Here is a 21,643-nt window from a genome sequence, read left to right on the forward strand (position 1 = left end):
AACATCTTGTCAAGAGGATTATTAAGGGTTACGGGATGTGGGAAACAGCCCGGCTGGTTATCAATCCCACAGGTAAATTCAAACGGAGATTATCCAGCGGCTCTTGAATGTTTTTCAGTCCACTGGTGGCCGTACCGAATAATCCCCGCCAGAAGCTTGCACCATTAAACAAAAACCGTTATAAATGCCAAAAACGATACACTAGTGCCTGATTAAAAACTTTTGAGGTGGTCGAAAATGGCCGAGAAGAGAAAGAAGAGGGTTCTCATTTTGGGCGCCGCCGGAAGGGACTTCCACAACTTCAACGTGTTCTTCAGGGACAACCCCGACTACGAGGTCGTTGCCTTCACCGCCACTCAGATTCCGGACATCGAGGGCAGGGTCTACCCGCCCGAGCTCGCCGGCGAGCTCTACCCGAACGGCATTCCGATCTGGAGCGAGGATGACATGGAGAAGATAATCAAGGAGCACGACATCGACGTCGTCGTCTTCGCCTACTCCGACGTTCCGCACGAGCACGTCATGCACCTCGCCAGCAGGGCCCACAGCGCCGGTGCCGACTTCTGGCTCCTCGGTCCGAAGAGCACCATGCTCAAGTCCAGCAAGCCGGTTATAGCGGTTACCGCCGTTAGAACCGGCTGTGGAAAGAGCCAGACCAGCAGGAAGGTCGCCCAGATCCTCCAGGAGATGGGCTACAAGGTCGTCGCGATAAGGCACCCGATGCCCTACGGTGACCTCAGGAAGCAGGTCGTCCAGCGCTTCGCCAGCTACGAGGACCTCGATAAGCACGAGTGCACCATCGAGGAGCGCGAGGAGTACGAGCCCTACATAGACAGGGGCATGGTGGTCTATGCCGGCGTTGACTACGAGAAGATCCTCCGCGAGGCCGAGAAGGAGGCAGACATAATCCTCTGGGACGGCGGAAACAACGACTTCCCGTTCTACGAGCCCGACCTCTGGATAGTCGTCACCGACCCGCACAGGCCGGGCCACGAACTCAAGTACCACCCCGGTGAGACCAACTTCCGCGCGGCTGACGTCATAATCATCAACAAGATAGACACCGCCAACAGGGACGACATCCAGAAGGTTCGCGAGAGCATCGAGAAGGTCAACCCGAACGCCGTCATCATCGACGGTGCCTCACCGCTCTACGTGGACAAGCCGGAGCTCATCAAGGGCAAGCGCGTTCTTGTCGTTGAGGACGGCCCGACCCTCACCCACGGCGGCATGAAGTACGGTGCCGGCTACGTCGCCGCCAAGAAGTATGGCGCGGCTGAGATAATCGACCCGAGGCCCTACGCCGTCGGCTCGATCATCGACACTTACAAGAAGTACAGCCACCTCGACGTCATCCTTCCTGCTATGGGCTACGGCGCCAAGCAGATCAAGGAGCTTGAGGAAACCATCAACCGCGCCGATGCCGACGTCGTCATCATGGGTACCCCAATCGACCTCCGCCGCGTCATGAAGCTCAACAAGCCGGCCGTTCGCGTCAGGTACGAGCTCGAGGAGATCGGTGAGCCGAAGCTCAGGGACATCCTCAAGGACTTCGTCGAGAAGTGCGAGAAGCTCAAGAAGTGATTTCCTCAGCCAGGAGAAAATCTTTTATCCTCTTCTTTTGTATTTCATGCAGGTGGTCTCATGACAGGTGAAGGGGCGATATTTGTATTTGTCGGGGTGTTCTGGCTGTTGGGTCTCATTGGGCTGATGGCAGCAATATGGGTTGTCTACGATGTCCTTGCAAAGCAGACGAAGATGGACACAACCCAGAAGCTTATTTGGATACTAGTGGCCCTGTTCCTTTGGCTCATAGGCGCGATAATCTACTACCTCCTCGTCAAGAGGGAGGGCAAGTACGAAGAATCCTGAGGGCACTTGATTCCTCAAGGTGGTTGCAATGGACGAGATGGCATTCTTCGGCCTTGTCTATGTGGCGGGCATGCTCCTGATGGTCCTCCAGCTGCTCGCCCTCGTGTGGGTCATCTACGATGTAACAACAAAGCAGACCAAGATGTCCGGCGTTGAAAAGGTCCTGTGGATCGTCCTGACGTTCCTCTTCACGATACTGGGGGCACTGGTGTATTACCTCGTCGTTAAGAGGGGACGCAGGTACGAGGAGGGCGAAATAGACGCAGGGGAGATACGGGTCTGCTGACCGGAAGCCTTTTAGGGATGACGACCAACTTACCCTGCCCGGGGAGTGCCGCCGAAGGCGGAGCCAATGAACTTGGGCGGGTTATTACCCCCTGTATTTCATTAAGGCAATAAAGGTAAATATCTTCTATTGGCCCCCAAATTCTAAATAAAACAAACTGTGTAACAGCCCACTACAGGATATTTCTAAGCTCTTTTTCGCCTCGCTGTTCATTCAAACATAACAAGATAACTAGTCACGAAACCATGTTGATCTTTAAATTAAACCGACAATAGGAAAGTTTAAATATGATCGCACAAAGTATAATATGTCCCACACACTTTAGGAGGTCCAGAAAATGAGGGCAACAATCGCGGGATTGCTCCTCAGTTTGGTTATCCTGCTAAGTACGGTGAGCCTCGCGACTCCCATCTTTGACGATCCAAAAGCAGACTCCCATTCGGAGATAGTCATCTCGGAGTCCGCGCAGAAGCTTCTAAGGGGCAACCCCGTTTACTTCTACGGTGATGATGCTCCAGAGAACGCCCAGAGGCTGATAAATTCCCTTAAGACAAAATTGGGCATCGTCCTAGATTTCAAGGGACTGAAGAAATCCAACATAAAGTTCATCGGAATAGTGACTAAGCCAACCCCCGGGGGTAGATATTACACAGTGTACTACATTGTTGAAGGCCAAGGGATAGACCCGCAGCGAGAGGTACGCGAACTCCAGAAGATAAGTGAGGAGGTAAAAAGAACGGACATTGAAATCCTATCCGCCAGGTCCAAGTTATCGCCTCTAAGCCTCCAGGTCTCCTATGACTGGAATCCCATAGGGAGCGTTCAATGGAAGAGAAGCGCGCTGGATTCCGCCTCCCGTGCATATCTAGAATTCAAAGCGGACTACAGTTACGTGACAACCACCTCCGGCCAGTACTGGTATCTCGTTCACACAGTAACCCAGGGCAGGGCGGTGACATCTACCGTGGCCGTAAAAAGCCTGGAGACGATAATAGACGCCAACCACCCTCAGAACCCGTGGCAGCAGATAGAAGACTGGTGTCCCAAAAACGACGGAGGCCCTAAAACGGTTTATAGTTACACATTCCAGATCAACAATGCAAAAGAAGGGTCAGTAAGTGCCACCGTCAGTTATGAAACCAGCGATGGATATTACATGAAATGGAAGGACCGCACCAGCGGATACGAGAGCAGGCTCGATGTCACTCACGAGTACTACAAACAACATTATCTCCGTCCCGACATAGCCTGGGGATCACAGCTGACCGTGGAACCCTCTGCGATATTCTCAGCAGATCCATCAAAGGGAATGGGACGTACCTACTATTTAAGCCTAGACCACGTTGTGAAGGGAACCTTCTGGGTCAGGGGTGGAAGCGGAGCCATATACACCATGAGCACGCCTCCGATAGAATTCCACGTGACAGTGTATCCCTGGAAGATTGTTGAATACGATCAATGATTTGTTTTTCAATTTTTGAGATGCTTAGAACTCCCACGTCTCAGCTTTTATAAAGGTATGAGAACCGGGAGTTCTCACTCCCCAACAACCTGCACCACAACGCGCCTTTGCCTCGGTATCACGTCGAGCTCGACGAAGAAAATCTGCTGCCAGGTTCCGCGCACGAGCCTGCCGTCAACTACCGGGAGGCACTCGCTTGCGCCGAGAAGCGTCGCCCTCAGGTGGCTGTGGGCGTTGTCATCGATTCTGTCGTGGAGGTAGCCTTTGCCTTTGGGAATCAGCTCTCTCAAAGCCCGCTTGAAGTCCTCCAGAAGACCGGATTCATGCTCTATCGTGACTATCGCGCCAGTCGCCCCGGGAACGAAGACCAGAACCTGGCCGTTCTCGATTCCGGATTCCTCAACGATTCTCTCCACCTCACGGGTTATGTCGATGAGGTCAATCTCCCCCTTCGTTTGAAACTTCAGTTCCCTCGTGAGAACCTTCATGCCACCACCCCGCGATGACTCCGAGGGTGAAGCCTATTAGGTTTGCGCCCATGTCGGCGAAGGAGAACGTTCTGCCGGGAACGAAGAGCTGAAGAAACTCCAGAAGGAACGGCAGGGGCAGGAGGTAGGCCCACCAGCGCCATCCAAAAAAGCCCAGAGAGGCAAATTCTACCAAATGAACCAGCTTATCCCCGTTGGCCACGGGCGACGACGGAACCCTCGGGGTCAGGTTCAGAAACAGAAGAAGGAGCACGTAGAGGAAGAGAAACCTCCGCCTCAAAGGTTCTCCACCAGCCTCTTGAGCTTCTCAACGACGTCAAAGGGCGTCTCGCCGAATATATAGACCAGCGGTTCGACTCCAAGGCCGCCCACGTCAACGACAGCGTCGTAGGCATCCTGCCTGAAGGCCTCTGCTATAACCCTCACGGCCTCCTCTTCGCTCAGTCCGCCGGTTTTAACCTTCCCGACCTTGAACCCCACCGCAGTCAGGGCGGATTCTATGTCACGGCCGTACCTGATGTTGAGAACGCTCCGTATTTCGGGTCGTATCGCGGCCAGCTTAACGAGTATACCCGCGGTAAAACCGCTCGCCCCAAACTCGGGCGGGAGGGCGAAGGCTTTACCCTTGGCGGCGGTTATCCTTCCCGGAATCGCCGCAACGTCTTCGATGCCCCGCGGGGACGGAAGGGAGTAGGCGAAGTTGCTCCTGACCTCCGGGATGAGGGCTGGGAACTTTTCATCCCTGAGGAGCTCGTTGAGGGCCATGTTCAGAACCTCGAGTACCTCGCTCCTCAGCGGCTGGACCTCAAAGAGCGACCTGCATGCTTCTTCGCTCACACCTGCGTACTCGGAATAGAACCTGCACAGAAAACCGGTTTGAAACAGATCAAAAATGTGCTTCGCCACGAGGAGTATCGCATCCTCCCTGCTCCCCCCGAAGAGTATGAAGGAAGACACGTCGTCGGCCATGTCCTCGAGCCTCTCGGCCACCTCTGCGGGGGGCACCTTATACTTCCCGGCCAGATATTTGCTAACCATCGCCTGGGTTATGCCGAGGTACTCGGCTATCTGGGACTGCTTCATGCCCTCACGGTAAAGTCTCTCCGCTATCTTGGCCCTCAGAAAAGGCATCAGCTCCTCGGCTATGTACACGCTGGGCGTCCTCATGCTACCACCCTAAAACCAGGTTATGGAAATTTTGAACCCGGATTTAAAGGGTTACCGTCGACAAGTTTATGTTAAAAAACGTTTAAAAACCCTTCGAAATTTACACGAGAAGGGCTTTTATGGACTGGAAAGGACGCGACGTGATAAGCGTTAGGGACTTCTCGAAGGAGGATATTGAGTTCGTTTTGAACGTTGCCGAGAGGCTTGAGACGGAGCTCAACGAGAAGGGCGCACTCGAGTACGCGAGGGGAAAGATACTCGCGACGCTCTTCTTCGAGCCATCAACGAGAACCCGCTTGAGCTTCGAAAGCGCCATGCATCGCCTCGGCGGCTCGGTCATCGGGTTCTCCTCCGCCGCAAGCACGAGCGTTAAGAAGGGCGAGAGCTTAGCGGACACTATAAAGACGGTCGAACAGTACAGCGACGTGATAGTCATACGCCATTCGATGGAGGGGGCCGCGAGGCTCGCCGCGGAGGTGGCGGAGATACCGGTGATCAACGCCGGCGACGGCAGCAACCAGCACCCGACGCAAACTTTGCTCGACCTCTACACGATAAAGCGTGCCTTCGGGAGGATTGACGGCCTGACCATCGGCCTGCTCGGTGACCTCAAGTACGGGAGAACCGTCCACAGCCTGGCGGAGGCTCTGGCCTTCTACGACGTCGAGCTGTATCTGATTTCGCCGGAGCTCCTGCGGATGCCGAAGCACATCATTGAAGAGCTCCGCGAGAGGGGTGTGAAGGTTCAAGAGACGACCGACTTGGAGGGAACGATCCCGGAGCTGGACGTCCTCTACGTCACCAGAATCCAGCGCGAGCGCTTCCCGGACGAGCAGGAGTACCTCAAGGTCAAAGGTAGCTATCAGGTCAACTGCGCGGTTCTGAAGAGGGCGAAGGAAAGCCTCAGGATAATGCACCCGCTCCCGAGGGTCGACGAGATACATCCCGAGGTTGACAAAACGGAGCACGCGCTCTACTTCAGACAGGTCTTCTCCGGCGTGCCAGTCAGAATGGCCCTTCTGGGGTTAACGCTGGGGGTGCTTTGAATGAAGGTGAGTTTTAGCCTGTATCCCACTCAAGGGGCCTCATGGGATACATTGGGGAGTCACGCTATTGGTGAGGCCCCAAAACTTTTCCGCCAGCGCTTTGCGGAGCAAAGGGCTGTTTCGGGGGTGCTGTGAATGGCCGAGCTCAAGGTTACCGCCATCAGAGAGGGAACCGTCATAGACCACATCCCGGCCGGAAAGGGGCTGAAGGTCATCGAGATACTCCGCCTCAACAGGCCGAACGGAGGCGTTCTCCTTCTCGCCTCGAACGTCCACAGCGGAAAGCTCGGAAGGAAGGACATCGTCAAGATAGAAGGAAAATTCCTGAGCGAGGAGGAGGTCAACAAAATAGCCCTGATAGCCCCGACGGCCACGGTCAACATCGTGAGGGACTACAAAGTGGCTGAGAAGTTCAAGGTCGAGATTCCCGATGAGATAACCGGAATCCTCCGCTGCGCGAACCCCAACTGCGTCAGCAACCACGAGCACACCGTTTCAAAGTTCTATGTCGTCTCGAGGGAGCCACTCAAGGTGCGCTGCCACTACTGCGAGAGGACGATGGAAGGGGAGGAGATACTCGGGAACCTCTAACCATTTTTTAAATCTTTCGAAAAGCTTTTTAACTCTCTCAGATAGTGTTAACTATGAGTTCCATGGGGAAAACAGCAACAGTAATCTTGGTAACGCTCCTTCTTATAATCTCCGGTTGCCTGGGGACGAATGGAAAAGAAACGAACCCCACGCCTTCCAACCCGATGACCAAAACAGCCACGCCCATTCACAAACCTCCGATTGAACCACCGCCCGCAGGACCGGGGGACTACGAACTCCTCATTGAGGAGTATCCCTCCCTACGGGAGATCATAGGGAAAGCGTTCAATGCCTCCCTGGAATTCCCGGACATCCACTATCCCATCGAGGTGTTCTCCTCAATCGCAGGGAAACGACGTCTTACCCGGGCCGAGCTGGAGATACTGAACCTCACCCTCCGCGCCGACCTCTGCTACTTCTCGAAGAGCGAGCCGCCGGGTACCGATTACCACGTCGTCTCATTCTCCAGGGAGCGGCCCCTCGAAAGCATCCCCTACGTGGAATGTCAGAACTTCACGAGCACGCTGCCCTTCGTGTACTACAGGGGGCGCGGTTTTCAGTATTACCCTGTGACGGCCTCCAACTGGGCGTACCACTACCTGAAGACGGGCCAGGTTGAAAGGGCGGAGGAGCTTCTAAAGGAAATGCTCCCCCTTATGGAGGTGGTCAATCAAAGCACCGGCGAAGCGGGCATCTTCAACGTTTATTTCGAGCCACCGGGCACCCGGGAGATCAGGCTACCCTGGGCCTCGTCGTTTTCACAGGGAATGCTCGCCGGTCTCTACGCGTGGCTACACAACGAGACCGGCAACGAGACATACCTGCGCGCGGCCCATCAGCTCTTTAACTCGTTCTACCTGTCCCCCGAGCACGGCGGTTTCATCGAGAACACGGACTACGGGATCTGGTTTCTCGAGTACCCATACCGCCCGGACTTTCTCGTCCTCAACGGCCACATCATCACTATGAAGGGGCTGTGGCTCTACCACAGATTCACGGGTGATGAACGGGCACTGGAGCTCTTCAACGCGGGCGCGGAAAGCGTTAAACGGGCCCTTCCAGACTGCGATAGCGGTGAGTGGAGCCTCTACTCAGTCAAAGGACCGGAGGCCAGAGAAGACTACCACCGGCTCCACATCAAGCTCCTCATCTGGCTCTACACCCGGACGGGGGATAGAACGTTCATGGACTACGCAGAGAGATGGAACGGTTATCTTGAAGAAAGAGGGCTCAAAAAAGAAAACCTGGAGGCACTACTCCAGCAGGTGCGGAAGGCGCCTTAACACGGGTATCGTCGCGGCAAGCCCCACGAAGACGTCGATGGCACTCTGAATGGCGTTCGGAAGACCTATGGCGACCCAGAAGGGAACGCCCGTCCAGCTCTCGACGGCCTGGATCACCTGCTCCCGCGGAAGGCCAAGCCATATCTCGAGGGCAACGTAGTAGTTGAGGGCCAGCATGAGGGGTACCCTTATCGCGATTCCTGCCAGGTAGGCAACCACCGCAAACAGAAGGAGCCTCCCTCCGTTTCCACCGCCAAGGTCAAAGCGCGTGAGTCTCCTGGCCGCTTCAAAGCCCACGATGACCGAGAGGGTAGCCAGGGACTTCATCATGGCCCCGAGCCAGCTGGCGGAGGATACCACGCTGAGACCAGCAAAGAGCAGCAGAACCGCGGTTAATCCCCCTGTGAACCCAGTGAGAAGGTAGGCCATAACTATCGGAACCGCCACGAGGTCTATCTTCATCCCCCAAACCGTGGGCATCTCTATAGGCATGACATCGAAAAGCAGCGAGAGTCCCAGCATCATGCCGATTAGAGCTATCTCCCTCGAACTCATCCTCACCCACATCACCGGAGGGAAGTTTGTTCCACATTTTATAAATTTTTGTTCGTATTTTGGAACAAACCTCCTCCGAGAACCTTAAAAGTCCACCCCTTGAGGTAAGATGGAAGAGCCATGTTCACGGTCGAAGAGATATCAAAGCTGGTCAGAGATATAAGGCGCGAGAACGGCTTTCCGGAGAGCCCGTTCAGGATAGACGAGGTTCGCTACGACGAAGAGGGAGACAAGCTCTTCATAATCGCCCACGACAGGACAGACAAGAGCGTCGTCATAGGCAACAGCTTTGTCATCGGAAAGCTCCGCGAGAGGCTTGGGGTTAAACAGCTGACCGTTTATTCAAACCTCGATCTGGAGATAAAACGGAGGAAGCTCGAGGAAGCCGGGAAACTGGTTAAGGGGACAGAACTCGAGTTCCTCCTCCCACTAATCGAGGCGGAGAAGAGGTTTCCCCCACGAAAGTGGCCGGAAGTTAAAGGGGAGGTCAAAACGCTCGTCTTCATGAGCTTCAACGCGAAAGCCCTGCTCGGCTTTTCCGAGAGGCTGAACCTTCCCCACGAGGCGATCGGCATAAGATACGCCTTTCCGAGGTTGAAGTACGAGCCGATAGAAGCCGAACCCCGGGAGCTGTTCTTCCCGGACGAGGGGAAACTCCTCAAAATAGCAGAGGAGCGCGGGGCAAAGCTTGTCTTAGCCGATTTCCCGTTTTCACTCAAGGAAATGGGGGGAATTTACCTCCTCAACCCCTCCCGGCTGCTGCACATAGGCTTCTTCGAGCTGAAGTACCTCTTCGGCTTTGAGAGGCCCGTGGTGTACGACAAAAAAGCCTTAATCAGGTTCATCACAGAGTTAACCTACGAGGGGCTTATGGAATCGACCGACGGGGCGAATCTAATCTGGAGGATGTGGAGAAGATGATAGTCGGTGTCGTTGGGAAGATTGCGGCAGGAAAGACGACGGTTGCAAAGTTCTTCGAGGATAAAGGCTTCTGCAGGGTTTCCTGCAGCGACCCGCTGATAGACCTGCTCACCCACAACGTCTCGGACTACTCGTGGATTCCAGAGCTGCCGGAAAAGGCCGAGCCGACGCGTGAGAGACTCATAGAGTTCGGGAAGTACCTCAAGGAAAAGTATGGGGGAGACGTCCTCATAAGGCTCGCCGTGGACAAGAAGAGGCACTGCGAGAACATCGTCATAGACGGCGTCCGCTCGCGGGAGGAGATAGAGGCCATCAAACAGCTCGGTGGAAAGGTGATTTACGTCGAGGCGAGGCCCGAGCTGAGGTTCGAGCGCCTTGTGAAGAGAAAGGCAAGCAAGGACAAGGGCATAAGAAGCTTTGCGGACTTTAAGGAGATGGACGACGCCGAGGAGCGGCTGTATCACACGAGCGAACTTAAGGGACTGGCCGATTACCTGATAGTCAATGAGGGAACTCTGGAAGAGCTGAGGGAGAAGGTCGAGGGGATAATTGAAGATGTCGCGGGGAAGGTTTAAAGGGAGTTGGAACAATTCATACACGGTGGGAAGATGGGAGAGATAGTTGTAAAGATTCCCGACGAGATTGAGAGATACCTCACCCCCGCGCTGAGGAAAAGAATAGAGCTTGAAACAATCAAGGAGATAGAGATGAGAATCCGCAAGGCCAGCAGGTTCATCAAACTGGTCGAAAAAAGCGAACTGACCGAGGAAGAGGCGGAAAAGCTCGCCGAGGAACTCAAACGGGACCTCGCAAAGAGGTACGGGGTTATTTAGATGGAAATCGCGCTTGATTTCAACCTCGTTTTCTCAGCGCTCCACAGCAGGGGTAGGGTTCACTTAATTTTCGCCTGGAACTACGTTGTTAAGAGGGTTACTTTTCTCGTTCCAGAGTACTTCTGGGAGGAAATCGGGGACAAGTGGAGAAAGATTCTCCTCTCAACGAAACTGAGCGAGAGCGAACTCTCAGAGATGCTTGAAATCATCAGGAGCCAGACTCTGACGGTTCCAGAGGAAAAGATACGGCTCCACCTCCAAAGAGCAATTGAGATAAGTCCCGACCCAAAGGACGCCCCATACGTGGCGCTTGCTTTGTCCTTTAATGTTCCTCTTGCAACGGGGGACAAAAAGCTTAGGGAAGGGCTAAAAGGGAGTGAAGTCCGACTACTCACGCCCAACGACCTTGCAAAAATAGTGCTGGGTGAGTGAGATGAACCTCCTCATCATCGCGCCCTGCCTGCTGAGTCCGTTCTACGTCTACCGCGGGCCGAAGGAAAAGGAGTACGTAACTGCGAAACTTTTGAGGGAGCTGATTGGAGAGCTTGGCGAAAACTGGCAGGTTTTAGCTTATCCCTGCCCCGAGTACGAGCTGATCGGCTGGCCGAGGGCACCGGCGAGCAGGGAAGTTTACGTGAGGCTCGGAATGCGCGAGAGGGCCAAGATAATAGCAGACTTCATAGGAAGGGTCCTTACCGAGGAAAAGCCCGAGAAGGTCGTCTTCGTTGGAGTCAAAGGGTCCCCGACCTGCGGCGTCTTCCACACGAGCTCAAGCGACCCGGAGGGCTATCCTTACAGAGCTATGCAGGAGTTCTTCTACATGAGCAAGGAGGAGAGACTTAGCCGTTCGAAGGAGATTGTAGAGGAGCAGGGCTTCAGGCTCGTGAATGCGCCGGGAATACTCTTCGAGATACTCATGGCGCGCTTCCCGGAGGGAACCTACATCGAGTTCGATAAGGATGCCATCGAGGAGAGCATCGAGGAGCTGAGGAATGCCCTATGCGGACCCTCATAGTCTACGTCTCGATACATCACCGGAACACGGAGAAGATAACCAAGGCCATGGCGGAGGTTCTCGGGGCAGACCTTGTCAAGCCCTGGAAAACGGAACCGAATGAGCTCCTGAAATACGACCTCATAGGCTTCGGCTCTGGAATATACTGGTGGAGGCACCACTGGGGCCTCTTCAAGCTCGTTGAATCCCTGCCCAGAATGGACGGAAAAAAGGCGTTCATCTTCTCAACCGCAGGGATGAACATAAGATGGTACAACCACAGGAAACTAAAGAAGGCCCTGAGGAAGAAGGGCTTCAAGGTAGTTGGGGAGTTCTCCTGCAGGGGCTGGGACACGAACGGCTGGCTTGCCAAGATAGGCGGCCTTAACAAAGGACACCCGAATGACAGAGACGTAGCCGAGGCGAGAAGGTTCGCGGAGAGGCTGAAGGCAAAAGTGTTAAATCCTCACGCACCAAAGAGCCGTTAGATGATGCGGTATGATGTGGTACACGCACGTTGTCTTTGGAGTCCTCTTCTACCTGATAGCGGCCCTCTTCGGAGCCCCGATGAGCTTTCTGGACATCGGTATGGCCGCCTTCGGGGCGTTGATGCCCGACATAGACCACCCAAAATCCTACATCTCGACCAAGCTACCCGGCGGAACCGTCATGCCCCGGTTCGTGGAGCACAGGGGGGCAACTCACACGATAGAGGCCGCTTTCCTGATAACCGCACTCGTTGGTGGCTTAGCGTACTGGATAACCAACAGCTACTGGCCAGCAATAGCTTTCTTCATCGGCTACATCTCGCACCTCTTCGCCGACACGCTGACGGTTTCGGGCATCAAGTGGAGCCGCTTCTCAAGCTTCCACCCGAGGGGAAAGATAAGAACCGGAACCAAGGGCGAGGGGCTGGTTCTGATACTGATGACCTTCACCACGGTGATGCTCTTCGCCTACATCGTCATGCCAGAAGAAACGAGCAAGAACCTCGGCTGGGTCATGCTGGTGGCTTTAATGGCGACCTTCGCGATAATAGGAAAGAAGCTGAAGAGGTTGAAGTGATCAGGCCCTGGCTATTGCCTCCCTCACCAGCCTCTCCGCCTTCTCCATCAAAGCTCTGGCCTTCTCCCCGGTGTGGGCCTCGAGAGTTATGCGCATTATCGGCTCGGTTCCGCTCGGGCGGAAGAGGATCCACCAGTCGGAGTTCTCAATCCTGACCCCGTCTATGTCTATGAGCCTCTCGTAGTCGAAGCTCTTCAAAGCCTCCCTCGCTATGATTTCCATCGCTTTGGCCTTCTTCTCGTTGGGGCAGGGTATCTTGGCGCGGAGCGTAACGTAGCGCGGGACTTCCTTTGCTAACTCGCTCAGCGGGCCGAGTTTGTCTATCATCTCAAGAACAAGCGCTCCAGCAAAGATGCCATCAGGCGTCAAGTTCCACTCGGGCATTATCCAGGTTCCGCTCGGCTCGCCGCCGAAGACGCCGCCATGCTTGGCCAATTCATCAGCGACGGCAACGTCCCCAACGCGCGTTCTAATGACCTCTCCGCCAAGTGGCCTGACGTAGTCGTCTAGGGCGAAACCGGCATCTACAGTGGTAACTATCCTCCCCTTCCCGAACTTCCTGAGCATGTAGCCGGCTATGAGGCTTAGCATGACCTCGTATTCCACGAAGTTCCCCAGGTCATCAACGACGCCAATCCTGTCGGCGTCGCCATCGTGGGCTATTCCAACGTCGGCCCTCATGGCCTTCACGGTCTTTGCCAGAGCGGACAGGCTCTCCGCGTTCGGCTCGAGCTCCCTCACGAAGAAGCCGCTGGAGTGGGAGTTGAGGGAGATAACCCTGTTGCCAAGCTCACGCTGGAGGTATGGACTCAGAATCGAGCCGGCACCGTTGCCGGAGTCGAGGACGACCGTGTACGAATCCCCAAGATGAACCATTTTAAGGGCCTCGCTGATGTACTCCCCCTCGGGTCGGCCTTCCTGAGGCTCCCAATCTCGTTCCAGGGGGCCTTCCTGAAATTCCCGGATTCCAGGATGGCCTCAAGCCTGTTCTCCATATCCGGCGTGTAGGCCATTCCATTGGCCTGCCACACCTTTATGCCGTTGTACTCCGGCGGGTTGTGGCTGGCCGTTATCGTAACGCCCGCATCAGCACCGTAGAGCCTGATGGCGAAGCCGGTGAGGGGCGTGGGCGCGAGGCCGATGTCTATAACGTCTATTCCCGCCGAAAGGAGCCCGCTTATTAAAGCTCTCTTCAGCATCTCACCGCTCGTTCTCGTGTCCATGCCGACGACGACCGTTCCCTCACCAAGGAAAGTCCCAAGGGCCCTGCCAACGTTGAGGGCAAGCTCGGGGGTGAGTCTTTCGTTGACGACCTCTCGAATCCCGCTGGTTCCGAAGTACCTTCCCATGAATCTCACCCGTGAGAATTATGGTACGCGTTGGGAGAGGGAAAATATAACGTTTTCTCACGCCAAAGGAAAGGGAGAATTAATGAGGGAGGGAAAGGTTCCGGGCCCTCAGCCGCTGAAGGCCGCTATCTCCTTCCCCTTGGGGTTCAATACGTGGACAACCACGTCCCCGCCAAGTTTCTGAGACAGGTCGGACGCCATCTGCCTATACGCGTTTTCGGCGTCGCCTATCTCGTCCCTGCTCTCGAAGGAGCTCACAGCCTTCACGTCGTAGGGATCGCTCCCTTCGAGGATTATGTCCCACGGCCCCTCGCCGACGAGCGAGACCGCATAATCAAGCACGGCCTTCGCCTTATCCTCGCCGGCGTCAGCGTACCACACGTATATGGTGCCGGAGTTCACGTACGAGTACCTGCTCTCCGCGGAGAAGAGCTCGTCCCTCTCGTCCGTCACGAGCTTCAGGGTCGATTTAGAGCCCCCGAACACGTCCTGCGACATCTTCGAGGCCATCATCTTCACGTAGAACTTCGTGGCATCGTCTATCTGGTCCGGGCTTGTGTAAGGCGTGGTCACCTCGACGATGTAAGCATCCCCGCTCTTAGCCAAATAGACGTCCGTTTCACCGGTTATCTGAAAGGTCTCTCCAACGAAGTCAATGAGCGCCTTGGCCTGCGAGAGCGACACGTCGCCGGAGTAGTGCACAGTTACATCGTTTATGGTGAGGGTCTTCTCAGTCTTCACATTCGTGTCCGGATTTTCACAGCCAGCGGCGATGACCAGAAGGGCCACCGCTAACAGGGCAAAGACGAGTTTCTTCATTTTCACACCTCACTCACTTCCAATCTCACGGACGCTTATCGCGTTCGCGAACTCCTCGGGAGAGAGCTCTCCCGAGAGGGCCTTCAGGAGAGCGTCGCTGGAGACGGAAACGCTGACGTTCCTCTCACCGAGGTAGACTATCTCCACCCTCTCGACCCAGGGAACAGCTTCCAGTATGGCGAGGCTCATCTTAGTGTAGTCCCTCCAGAAGAAGTCCTCTCCAGCCAGATACTCGAGGGAAACACTCGCTGTGTCGTTAGTTAGGGCTACATTGTGCACGAGGACATCGAAGAGGCCCAGGTCGTTTTCAATCATGAACTCCGGCCTTCTAATATCCTCGAAGGTAGCATTGTCGAGGTCACCGTTTCTGACCGTCAGCGCGATTACTGGCTCGTCCCCGAAGTAGGCCTCGACCCTGATGTTCTCGGAGCCGTTTTCGCGAGCTTTCTCAGCGAGGGTGTAGAGGGCACCGGGAAGGCTCCCGTCTATAATGCTCGTCTCGAAGCGTATAACCGTCCAGTTGCCGGAGTTCATAACGGTGACGTTCCCGGCTAAATCGGTGCCGGGACTTTCCGCCCCGTTGGATGAAGGAGTTTCTGTGGCGGTGGATGTCTCACCAGCGTTGTTCGTCAGGTTTTTGGCGGTATCGATAACCCGCTCCGGGCTTAGGTCGTCTGGAATCTGGAAGCCCCCGCTGAAGTACACGTAGCCACCGATGAGGAGCAGTATCAGGAGGAGGGCCTTTCCCTTCATATTACCCCCTCCTCGTAGAGCTTGTTTATGTAGAACCGTATCCTTGCCTCCTGGTCTCTAAAGTCGCCCTTGGAGTTCCTGTTCATCATGTTGACCCTGTGCATCCCCGTGGTGGTGTCCCTCATCTCGTCGATGGTGTTCCTGATGATGTCGCGGTACTTCATGCCGGCCTTCTTGTAGCGGATGGCAATTTTCGCGGTGGCTTCAAACTCCCACCGGTAGTCCTGGGCCAGGGTCTTCTTTATTGCCACGCCCATAGAGTTGAGAACCACCTCGATCGGCTTCGTCTCGATGTTCGATGGAACTGCGTTCTTGTAGGGGGACATGGCCTTTTCGCGGTTCTCTATGTCCGACATGTCGTTGTAGAACGAGGCGCTCTTCTCGTCCACGTGCAGGTCTTTGGCGGTCTTCTTCACCGCCTCGCTATCGGAGAAGACGTTGACGTCCTTGTCGGCCTTGAAGTAGTCCTTGAGGAGCCCCAGCGGTTTGGGGAGGTAGTTTGCGGCCTGGTCGATGAAGGTATCGAGGGCCTTGTTGCCGTAGTACTTGGCCTTCCAGCCGAGTGCCGAGCTTCCGCCGGAATAGTCCGGGTCTGAGTTGATTACCCTGATAACGTCTCCCCTCGGTGTTTTGACGACCACGAATCCTCCCCACTTCTCACCGAGAGCTTTGAGTCCCTCCTTGGTTTCCGCCATTCTTCTGGCAGCATCCGGAGTCAATCCGTTGGAAGAAACCTCCGGGCTTTCAGGAACGGCCACCGATGAGCTAACCGGGACCCTAACCGTAGTGTTGGGGATTCTGCTCAGGTAGAGGTTGAGCAGAACCGGGGCGAGGCCCTCGAGGTCGCAGGCGTTCGCCCCAACCAGATATTCAACCTTGGCACTCACCAAGTAGTGGTCGTTGGCGAGGACATCGTAGGTGTGGGTCACCCCCGTGAAGCCGGTTCCGTCGAGGTACCTCTTGCCACAGAAGGACTTCAGGCTGACGTAGTTCCTTCCAGACTCGAACTCAAAATGGCAGAACTCCACGCCTATTTTCTGCCCATAGTCATCTGTCATGTCGTACTCGTAGTCCGTGTAGTTCGGCAAGTCTTTGAGGAGCCCATTAAACAGCTCAACGGCCTCGTTATCGGTGTAGTAGGTCGCCCCCACCCGGATGTAGTTGGCGCTCTCAGGGCTGTGGTTGGCGCACATGAAGTCCTGGACGACGTTGACGTAGTTTGAACCCTCCCAGCCGCCCCCACCCTGGCCGAAGGTGAGTATCAGGCCGAGGGATTCGGCCTCTTCCTTCGTTATCGCGGGTAACCGATCCGGAAACTGGGAGGCAGAAACGGGCAGGGCGAGTAGGAGTGCAACTCCCAGGAAAAGAATCAGGTTCTTGAACATCATACCAGCCTCCGAAGGAGCCCCAGGAACCACCTCGCGAGCAGGAGGAAAACTATAACTGCCCCAATGAGCAGGAGAAGCCCGAGTAGCGGGCCGAGAACGTTCAGGCCCGTGAGGGGTTCCGAGGGCATCTGATCACTTCCTGGCAAAACCGTCTCGCGAAAGAGAAAAGCGGGACAGCTCTGCGTTGATCCTTTTAACAAATTACGCAGTTATGAGTAATAAGACTTTCGGAAAAGAAAATTCAAGTGAGGATTTTATAAACAAAATTTCTTCAATGGCGAAGACTTTTCGCCAAATTGACCAGCTTCCTCGCCCTTTCGAGAGAGACCTCGTTTTCCACCCTTTCCGTCCCCGCTTGAGCCACGTGCGCATCCGGACGAACTCGAGGTCTCACCACAAAATGACATAAAAGAAAAAAGAAAATGGCCTCATTTCTTCTCCAGCCGGTAGATTCCAACGCTGACCTTGTAGGAATCGACGTTTACCGGGGCCTTATAGTCCACCCTGACCTGGAAACGCTGTGTTGTACCGTAGACCAGGCTGTCGGTTTCGGATTCTGTCAGAACGTTGCCGTTCTCGTCGAGTATCGTTATCTTCTCGACTGTCCCTTCACTGCTCGCGTTTATGTAGTACTTCCCAGGTTCAAGGACGTGGCTGAGGTAAAAGACATCACCCGAAACCGTCTCGGTCTTGACCTCCACCGGAACCTTGTCGTAGGCGTGAGTGTAGTAGTACTGGACGCCGAAAACACCGGCTATTCCGATGAGTATCAGCAGGAAGAAGCCCACCACGAGCTTTTTTAACAATCCCATCTTTCTCACCTCCCAGCGTTTCTGTACTCGATTTCAACCACGTGCCCGCAGTCTCCGATTCTCTCGTGGGAAACGAGGGTAAAGGCAGTGTAGCTCCCGTCGGAGTTTCTGTTCACATAAACATGGCCGATTACCACTTCCATAGCTCCTTCCTCCGCTGGGTATCCTGAGGCTGGGATGTCCCCAACGGTAAGCTCCTCAAGGCTCTTTGCTCCGATGTCAACGTAGTGGCCTAGTATCGCCGGATAATCCACGCACCACGGCTCCAACGCTATATCCATCTTCTCCCAGTCCTCAAGGGTCTGGAAAATTTCGCCGGTGGAGAACCTTATTCCAACGCTACCGTTGGTTGAGAGCGTTGCTTTCATCAGCCCACCGAGCTCGCCGGTAATGTTCTCTCTTTCCGTCCCGCTTTCCGTTTCGGTGAATGACTCGTAGCAGGCTTTGGCCTTCTCGTATTTCCCGTAGGCTTCCTCAAGCTTCTCCTTGAGTTCGTCGCTCGGCTCGTCGTTGTACTGGGCCTGGAGTTTGGTTACGTTGTTGTAGGCCTGAACATAGAGCCTGTAGGCATCTTCAACGGTCTGGGGGCAGGCGGCGGTTTCGTTTTCCGGGGAAGCGAGGACCGGCCCGCCCTGGAACTCGTCGAAGACGCCGTCGAAGTCCATGTCGTGAAGGTCCGGATTTCCATCCCCGTCAACGTCCCTCTCGTCTATAACCCCGTCGGAGTTTATGTCCCACGCGTCAACCTTCCCGTCGCCGTCGGTGTCGTAAACATCTGCGATTCCATCGCCGGTCAAATCCCAGGCGTAGCTCTTTTCGCCGTTGAACGTCGTTACCCACTCATCGGTTTTGCCGTCGTAGTTCTGGTCGAGGTATTTGGTATCGTAGTTTCCATCCCCCGTCGTGTCAAGGTAGACGGCATCTATTTTTCCGTCGTCGTTCCTGTCGAGGAAGAGGACGTAGGTCGAGTTCACCCTCACCGCTCCAAATCCCTCGCCTATGTAGACGTCTCCTTCGCTTCCGTTGCCGGCCCAGCCGGAGCCGGAGAAGCCTTTCTCCCCGGTGTTGGTTCCAGCAGAGTTTCCGTTATCGTTTCCGGGGTTTTCATTCCCCGAGTCGATGCCTTCGGCCTTCTCCCTGGCCTTCTTCGTGAGGTCGTCGATTACCCTCGGATTGCTGTGGTAGATGTAGGCAACGAGGAGAACCACCAGGAGGAGCACGATGAGCTTCTTCATCTCACTTCACCTCCACGAAGGTCGTCGGACCGAGCCAGCCGCCGCTCACGCGCCTGAACTTCTTTCCCGTCTCGTAGTCCTCGTATATTCCTGGCGTCTCCGTCTCGTGGAGAACGTAGCCGTTCCAGGTGAACCAGCCCCCGTTCCTCTCCTCGAGCTTCTTCCTAAGGTTCACGAGGGAAGAAACGGTAGCGTCCGCCATGTTACCGAAGTAGCCAGTCGGGTCGAGGAGCTTGCCTATTTTGGTGGCCCCATCAAGGACTATTATGGAAACCTTCGTTCTGTCGTCGAGGTTCATCTTGCTCAGTTCCCTCGCCTGGTCCATCAGCGATTTCGCGTCCTGGGCGACGAGGAATATGCCGAGGGGGGTGGTGAGCATTTTCACCTTGGCATTTCCCTTCAGCTTGACGGTATCTCCAACCTTCTCGAAGTTTGTGGCCACGAACTGAGCCCAGTCGAGTGCCCCACCGGAGCCGTACTGACCTCCCACCAGCCACTTGGGCGGGTCTATTATTCCCGTTAGAATGGCGTTTTTCAGGGCCTCCTTTGTGGATTCCTCCTCGGCGTGGCTGTATACGAAATCTTTGAGCTTTATGTCCCTCATTATAGGGTCGTACTGGTATTTCTTGGCGATATCGAGCAGTTCCGCCTGCTTCTCGGGGTCGTCCTTGAATATCGAGAGGTAAGCATTCAGCTTCTGCCTCCCGTAGACCTTCTCGTTCATGTAGGCGTTCATCCGCCTGACCATCTCCTCAGGATTGTCCCCGTATTTCCCGTGAATCTCGTTGATGTCGTCGAGGTAAATCGAGTAAACGCTCTCCATGCTTGGGTTCAGCTCGATGGCCTTCTTCAGGTACTCAACGTGCCGCTTGTATATCCCCTCGGCCCACTCCTTCTGCTTTTCCAGAACGCACTCGTCGCAGGTGAAGACGTCAGGGTCGTCGCAGTCAATCAAACCATCCCCGTCGTTGTCTATACCATCACCGGGCTTCTCCTCGCCCCAGAAGTTCAAACTAACGCTGTCCGAGGCTATGACGTTTCCTTCAGCATCGTAGAGCTGAACCGAAATCTCACCGCTGTTTCCGGGGTTGGTGATTCTCAAGATGTCCGCTATAAAGCCCCCACCCGCATCTACCCTGTGCCTTGAACCATCCGGAGAAATCACGACGGCGTAGGAGGCGTTGCCCTTAACTTCAGCCCAGAGGGGAATGACGAAGGCATCCCCAACGGTCGGCTCCAGCCTGGCACCGTTCCTTGGGGAGGTTATCCTCACGGTCGCCTTTTCAGGTTGTTGAGTTGTCGCGTTTGCCTCCCCTGCGTTTTCAGATTTCACGAACATCCACGAAACCTCGACTTCTTCGCCGGAATCTGTCCTAACCACGGCCCTCGCGGGGCCCTCCCTGAGTTCTCCGGGCGGAATTAGGATTTCAAGGACGACGCTCGCCATCCCGTTCCTCATCCAGCCCTCGCAAAGGTAAGCCTCAGTTGAGGTTCTCTCGGAAGTGAGCTTGGCAAAGTACTCCTCCTCAGTCAGAACCCTTGGCTTCCCGCTGTAAGGCCCTCCAGGCCCAGAGTACGAGACGGTCAAAGAATATATCCCGTTGGCGTCGAAGAGGTTGAAGGTCAGAGCCATAAGCGTCGTCCCGTTGGCATCCTCTGGAGTGAAGTATATCTCGCCGATGTAGCCCGGACTAACCGAAGCCTCACCGGACGATGACTCGTTGCTCCCGTAATTGCTTATGGCAGATATGGTTATATCACCGACCCGGAGGGGGTAGTTTTGGGATATCACCGCGTTGAAGACATCGTTGGCCATTCCTGAGAAGAAGCCCCTAAAGTCGGAGTTCATAACGGCCAGAATTTGCTCGCGGTATTTCCGGTATTCATCCTCCTTGAAGTAGTCGTAGCAGGTTGAACTCCCGTTGATATCGTAAACGCAGCTCGTCTCTATGAAGTCGTTGGGGCTTTTGGAGTAGCCACCGTAGGCGGTGAGTGTTACGGTGAAGACGGTGTAGGTCTCGGTGAAGGAGTAGGTGAACTCGTAGCCCACCAGCAGTTCCCTGGTAACAGGGGCGCCGTCAGAGCCATCGGGATAGTATGTGATGTTGGTCTTTAGCGGAGTGATTTTAAAGTCCTGGGTGAGGTTCATTGGCTTTGCATATTCGTCGAGGCGGGAGAAGTCCTCCGGCGAACCAACCTCGTACCTCTTTATGTGCACGCTCACATGATATGGGGCCATTCCGCTTTCGGAGTAGTTCCCGCTTCCGTAGAGGTGCATATAGGATACACCGCTCTCCACCTCGGCGGCATCAACCCTGCCAATTAGGACTCCCTTATCGGTTAGAATTCTCTCTATCGCGCCCCGGGGCGGTAAAACCGCCGAGGCAAGGCCAACGGTCATTAAAAGCGTGATTACAATAAGCGCAAGGGCTTTGGATTTGCTCAAGTCTCATCCCTCCTCTTTTTTGTGACCCTCGCCGGAAGAAGGACGGGGATGAAAACGAAAGCAAAAACCAGCGCTCCCACGACCGGTCCCAACGGATGGAACCCGGTTGGATAACCACCCGTATCCGGTTGAGAAGCCGTGGTGATGATAGTTAAACACATCTCAGTCCCTTCCCAAGGAACCCCTCTCGCGGAAGAGAAAAGCGGGACAGGGTTCACCTTTTTACTTGTTACGCAGTCATAGGTAATAAGTCTTTCGCAAAATAAAATTCGAGATTT

Annotated in this window: 25 protein-coding genes and 1 pseudogene; 14 read left to right on the forward strand and 12 right to left on the reverse strand. The window is 55.0% G+C overall.

Translation table 11 applies throughout. The annotated features are described in order from the left end of the window. The first annotated feature begins 237 nt into the window (after nt 1–237). The 4 genes from FH039_RS11450 to FH039_RS11465 all read left to right on the forward strand — a co-directional run bounded on the left by FH039_RS11450 (nt 238) and on the right by FH039_RS11465 (nt 3,620). A complete protein-coding gene (locus FH039_RS11450) occupies nt 238–1,584 on the forward strand; it encodes a cyclic 2,3-diphosphoglycerate synthase (protein ID WP_139681409.1) in 1,347 nt (448 codons plus the stop codon). 60 nt (nt 1,585–1,644) lie between these two features. Next, nucleotides 1,645–1,872, forward strand: a complete 228-nt coding sequence (locus tag FH039_RS11455; protein WP_139681410.1) for a PLDc N-terminal domain-containing protein — start codon at nt 1,645–1,647, stop codon at nt 1,870–1,872. 28 nt (nt 1,873–1,900) lie between these two features. Beyond that, on the forward strand, nt 1,901–2,158 hold the full coding sequence (locus FH039_RS11460; protein ID WP_139681411.1) for a PLDc N-terminal domain-containing protein: 258 nt from the start codon (nt 1,901–1,903) through the stop codon (nt 2,156–2,158). 337 nt (nt 2,159–2,495) lie between these two features. Then, complete coding sequence (locus FH039_RS11465) at nt 2,496–3,620, forward strand: hypothetical protein (protein WP_139681412.1); 1,125 nt, start codon at nt 2,496–2,498, stop codon at nt 3,618–3,620. A 74-nt stretch (nt 3,621–3,694) separates the two neighbouring features. On the opposite strand, the gene FH039_RS11470 is transcribed toward FH039_RS11465, so the two are convergent. From FH039_RS11470 to FH039_RS11480, 3 genes are read right to left on the reverse strand one after another with little or no spacing between them, the layout of a single operon-like run. After that, nucleotides 3,695–4,108: a secondary thiamine-phosphate synthase enzyme YjbQ gene (locus tag FH039_RS11470; RefSeq protein ID WP_139681413.1), complete on the reverse strand. Its 414-nt coding sequence runs from the start codon at nt 4,106–4,108 to the stop codon at nt 3,695–3,697. Next, nucleotides 4,059–4,388: a VanZ family protein gene (locus FH039_RS11475; RefSeq protein ID WP_139681414.1), complete on the reverse strand. Its 330-nt coding sequence runs from the start codon at nt 4,386–4,388 to the stop codon at nt 4,059–4,061. The genes FH039_RS11470 and FH039_RS11475 overlap by 50 nt, the downstream gene beginning before the upstream one ends. Continuing rightward, entirely contained in the window at nt 4,385–5,275 is an 891-nt protein-coding gene (locus FH039_RS11480; RefSeq protein ID WP_139681415.1) for a thiamine-phosphate synthase family protein, read from the reverse strand. The genes FH039_RS11475 and FH039_RS11480 overlap by 4 nt, the downstream gene beginning before the upstream one ends. 119 nt (nt 5,276–5,394) lie before the next feature. Between FH039_RS11480 and pyrB the strand changes: the two genes are divergently transcribed. The 3 genes from pyrB (at nt 5,395) to FH039_RS11495 (ending at nt 8,195) form a co-directional block, all read left to right on the forward strand. After that, the gene (gene pyrB, locus FH039_RS11485; protein ID WP_139681416.1) at nt 5,395–6,321 is read left to right on the forward strand and encodes an aspartate carbamoyltransferase; all 927 of its coding nucleotides are present in this window, start codon (nt 5,395–5,397) and stop codon (nt 6,319–6,321) included. A 135-nt stretch (nt 6,322–6,456) separates the two neighbouring features. Continuing rightward, nucleotides 6,457–6,912 carry an aspartate carbamoyltransferase regulatory subunit gene (gene pyrI, locus FH039_RS11490; protein ID WP_139681417.1) on the forward strand — a complete coding sequence of 152 codons (456 nt, stop codon included), beginning with the start codon at nt 6,457–6,459 and terminating at the stop codon, nt 6,910–6,912. Between the two features lie 53 nt (nt 6,913–6,965). Continuing rightward, nucleotides 6,966–8,195 carry a D-glucuronyl C5-epimerase family protein gene (locus FH039_RS11495; protein WP_139681418.1) on the forward strand — a complete coding sequence of 410 codons (1,230 nt, stop codon included), beginning with the start codon at nt 6,966–6,968 and terminating at the stop codon, nt 8,193–8,195. Here FH039_RS11495 and FH039_RS11500 read toward each other — a convergent pair. Continuing rightward, a complete protein-coding gene (locus tag FH039_RS11500) occupies nt 8,166–8,762 on the reverse strand; it encodes an ECF transporter S component (RefSeq protein WP_240703320.1) in 597 nt (198 codons plus the stop codon). The genes FH039_RS11495 and FH039_RS11500 overlap by 30 nt on opposite strands. A 108-nt stretch (nt 8,763–8,870) precedes the next feature. Here FH039_RS11500 and FH039_RS11505 point away from each other — a divergent pair, with 108 nt between their 5' ends. Genes FH039_RS11505 through FH039_RS11535 form a run of 7 tightly spaced genes read left to right on the forward strand, consistent with a single transcriptional unit; the run spans nt 8,871 to nt 12,563 of the window. Next, the gene (locus FH039_RS11505; protein WP_139681419.1) at nt 8,871–9,671 is read left to right on the forward strand and encodes a hypothetical protein; all 801 of its coding nucleotides are present in this window, start codon (nt 8,871–8,873) and stop codon (nt 9,669–9,671) included. Beyond that, a complete protein-coding gene (locus tag FH039_RS11510; protein WP_139681871.1) occupies nt 9,668–10,246 on the forward strand; it encodes an AAA family ATPase in 579 nt (192 codons plus the stop codon). Before FH039_RS11505 ends, FH039_RS11510 begins: the two co-directional genes overlap by 4 nt. Before the next feature lie 33 nt (nt 10,247–10,279). After that, a complete protein-coding gene (locus FH039_RS11515; protein WP_139681420.1) occupies nt 10,280–10,504 on the forward strand; it encodes a hypothetical protein in 225 nt (74 codons plus the stop codon). Then, nucleotides 10,505–10,936 (forward strand): PIN domain-containing protein, encoded by a 432-nt coding sequence (locus FH039_RS11520; protein WP_139681421.1) that lies wholly within the window; start codon nt 10,505–10,507, stop codon nt 10,934–10,936. Nucleotide 10,937: 1 nt separating this feature from the next. After that, nucleotides 10,938–11,519, forward strand: a complete 582-nt coding sequence (locus FH039_RS11525; protein ID WP_139681422.1) for a hypothetical protein — start codon at nt 10,938–10,940, stop codon at nt 11,517–11,519. Continuing rightward, nucleotides 11,504–11,986: a flavodoxin family protein gene (locus tag FH039_RS11530; protein ID WP_139681423.1), complete on the forward strand. Its 483-nt coding sequence runs from the start codon at nt 11,504–11,506 to the stop codon at nt 11,984–11,986. Before FH039_RS11525 ends, FH039_RS11530 begins: the two co-directional genes overlap by 16 nt. Nucleotides 11,987–11,996: 10 nt before the next feature. Continuing rightward, entirely contained in the window at nt 11,997–12,563 is a 567-nt protein-coding gene (locus tag FH039_RS11535) for a metal-dependent hydrolase (RefSeq protein WP_139681424.1), read from the forward strand. Here FH039_RS11535 and glmM read toward each other — a convergent pair. The 8 genes and pseudogenes from glmM to FH039_RS11570 form a co-directional block, all read right to left on the reverse strand. After that, nucleotides 12,564–13,912: pseudogene (gene glmM / locus FH039_RS11540) on the reverse strand (phosphoglucosamine mutase). A 108-nt stretch (nt 13,913–14,020) separates the two neighbouring features. Continuing rightward, nucleotides 14,021–14,731: a hypothetical protein gene (locus FH039_RS11545; protein WP_139681872.1), complete on the reverse strand. Its 711-nt coding sequence runs from the start codon at nt 14,729–14,731 to the stop codon at nt 14,021–14,023. A gap of 9 nt (nt 14,732–14,740) precedes the next feature. After that, entirely contained in the window at nt 14,741–15,484 is a 744-nt protein-coding gene (locus FH039_RS11550; protein ID WP_139681425.1) for a hypothetical protein, read from the reverse strand. Further along, nucleotides 15,481–16,872, reverse strand: a complete 1,392-nt coding sequence (locus tag FH039_RS11555; RefSeq protein WP_139681426.1) for a hypothetical protein — start codon at nt 16,870–16,872, stop codon at nt 15,481–15,483. The genes FH039_RS11550 and FH039_RS11555 overlap by 4 nt, the downstream gene beginning before the upstream one ends. Next, on the reverse strand, nt 16,869–17,000 hold the full coding sequence (locus tag FH039_RS12515; RefSeq protein WP_276607305.1) for a hypothetical protein: 132 nt from the start codon (nt 16,998–17,000) through the stop codon (nt 16,869–16,871). The genes FH039_RS11555 and FH039_RS12515 overlap by 4 nt, the downstream gene beginning before the upstream one ends. Before the next feature lie 300 nt (nt 17,001–17,300). Further along, the gene (locus FH039_RS11560) at nt 17,301–17,684 is read right to left on the reverse strand and encodes a hypothetical protein (RefSeq protein ID WP_139681427.1); all 384 of its coding nucleotides are present in this window, start codon (nt 17,682–17,684) and stop codon (nt 17,301–17,303) included. Nucleotides 17,685–17,689: 5 nt separating this feature from the next. Further along, nucleotides 17,690–18,919: an EF-hand domain-containing protein gene (locus tag FH039_RS11565; RefSeq protein ID WP_139681428.1), complete on the reverse strand. Its 1,230-nt coding sequence runs from the start codon at nt 18,917–18,919 to the stop codon at nt 17,690–17,692. A 1-nt stretch (nt 18,920) separates the two neighbouring features. Further along, nucleotides 18,921–21,365, reverse strand: coding sequence for a hypothetical protein (locus FH039_RS11570; protein ID WP_139681429.1), 2,445 nt, complete (start codon nt 21,363–21,365; stop codon nt 18,921–18,923). Nucleotides 21,366–21,643 lie beyond the last annotated feature (278 nt).

This window comes from Thermococcus indicus, from assembly GCF_006274605.1.
Classification (GTDB): Archaea; Methanobacteriota_B; Thermococci; order Thermococcales; family Thermococcaceae; genus Thermococcus; species Thermococcus indicus.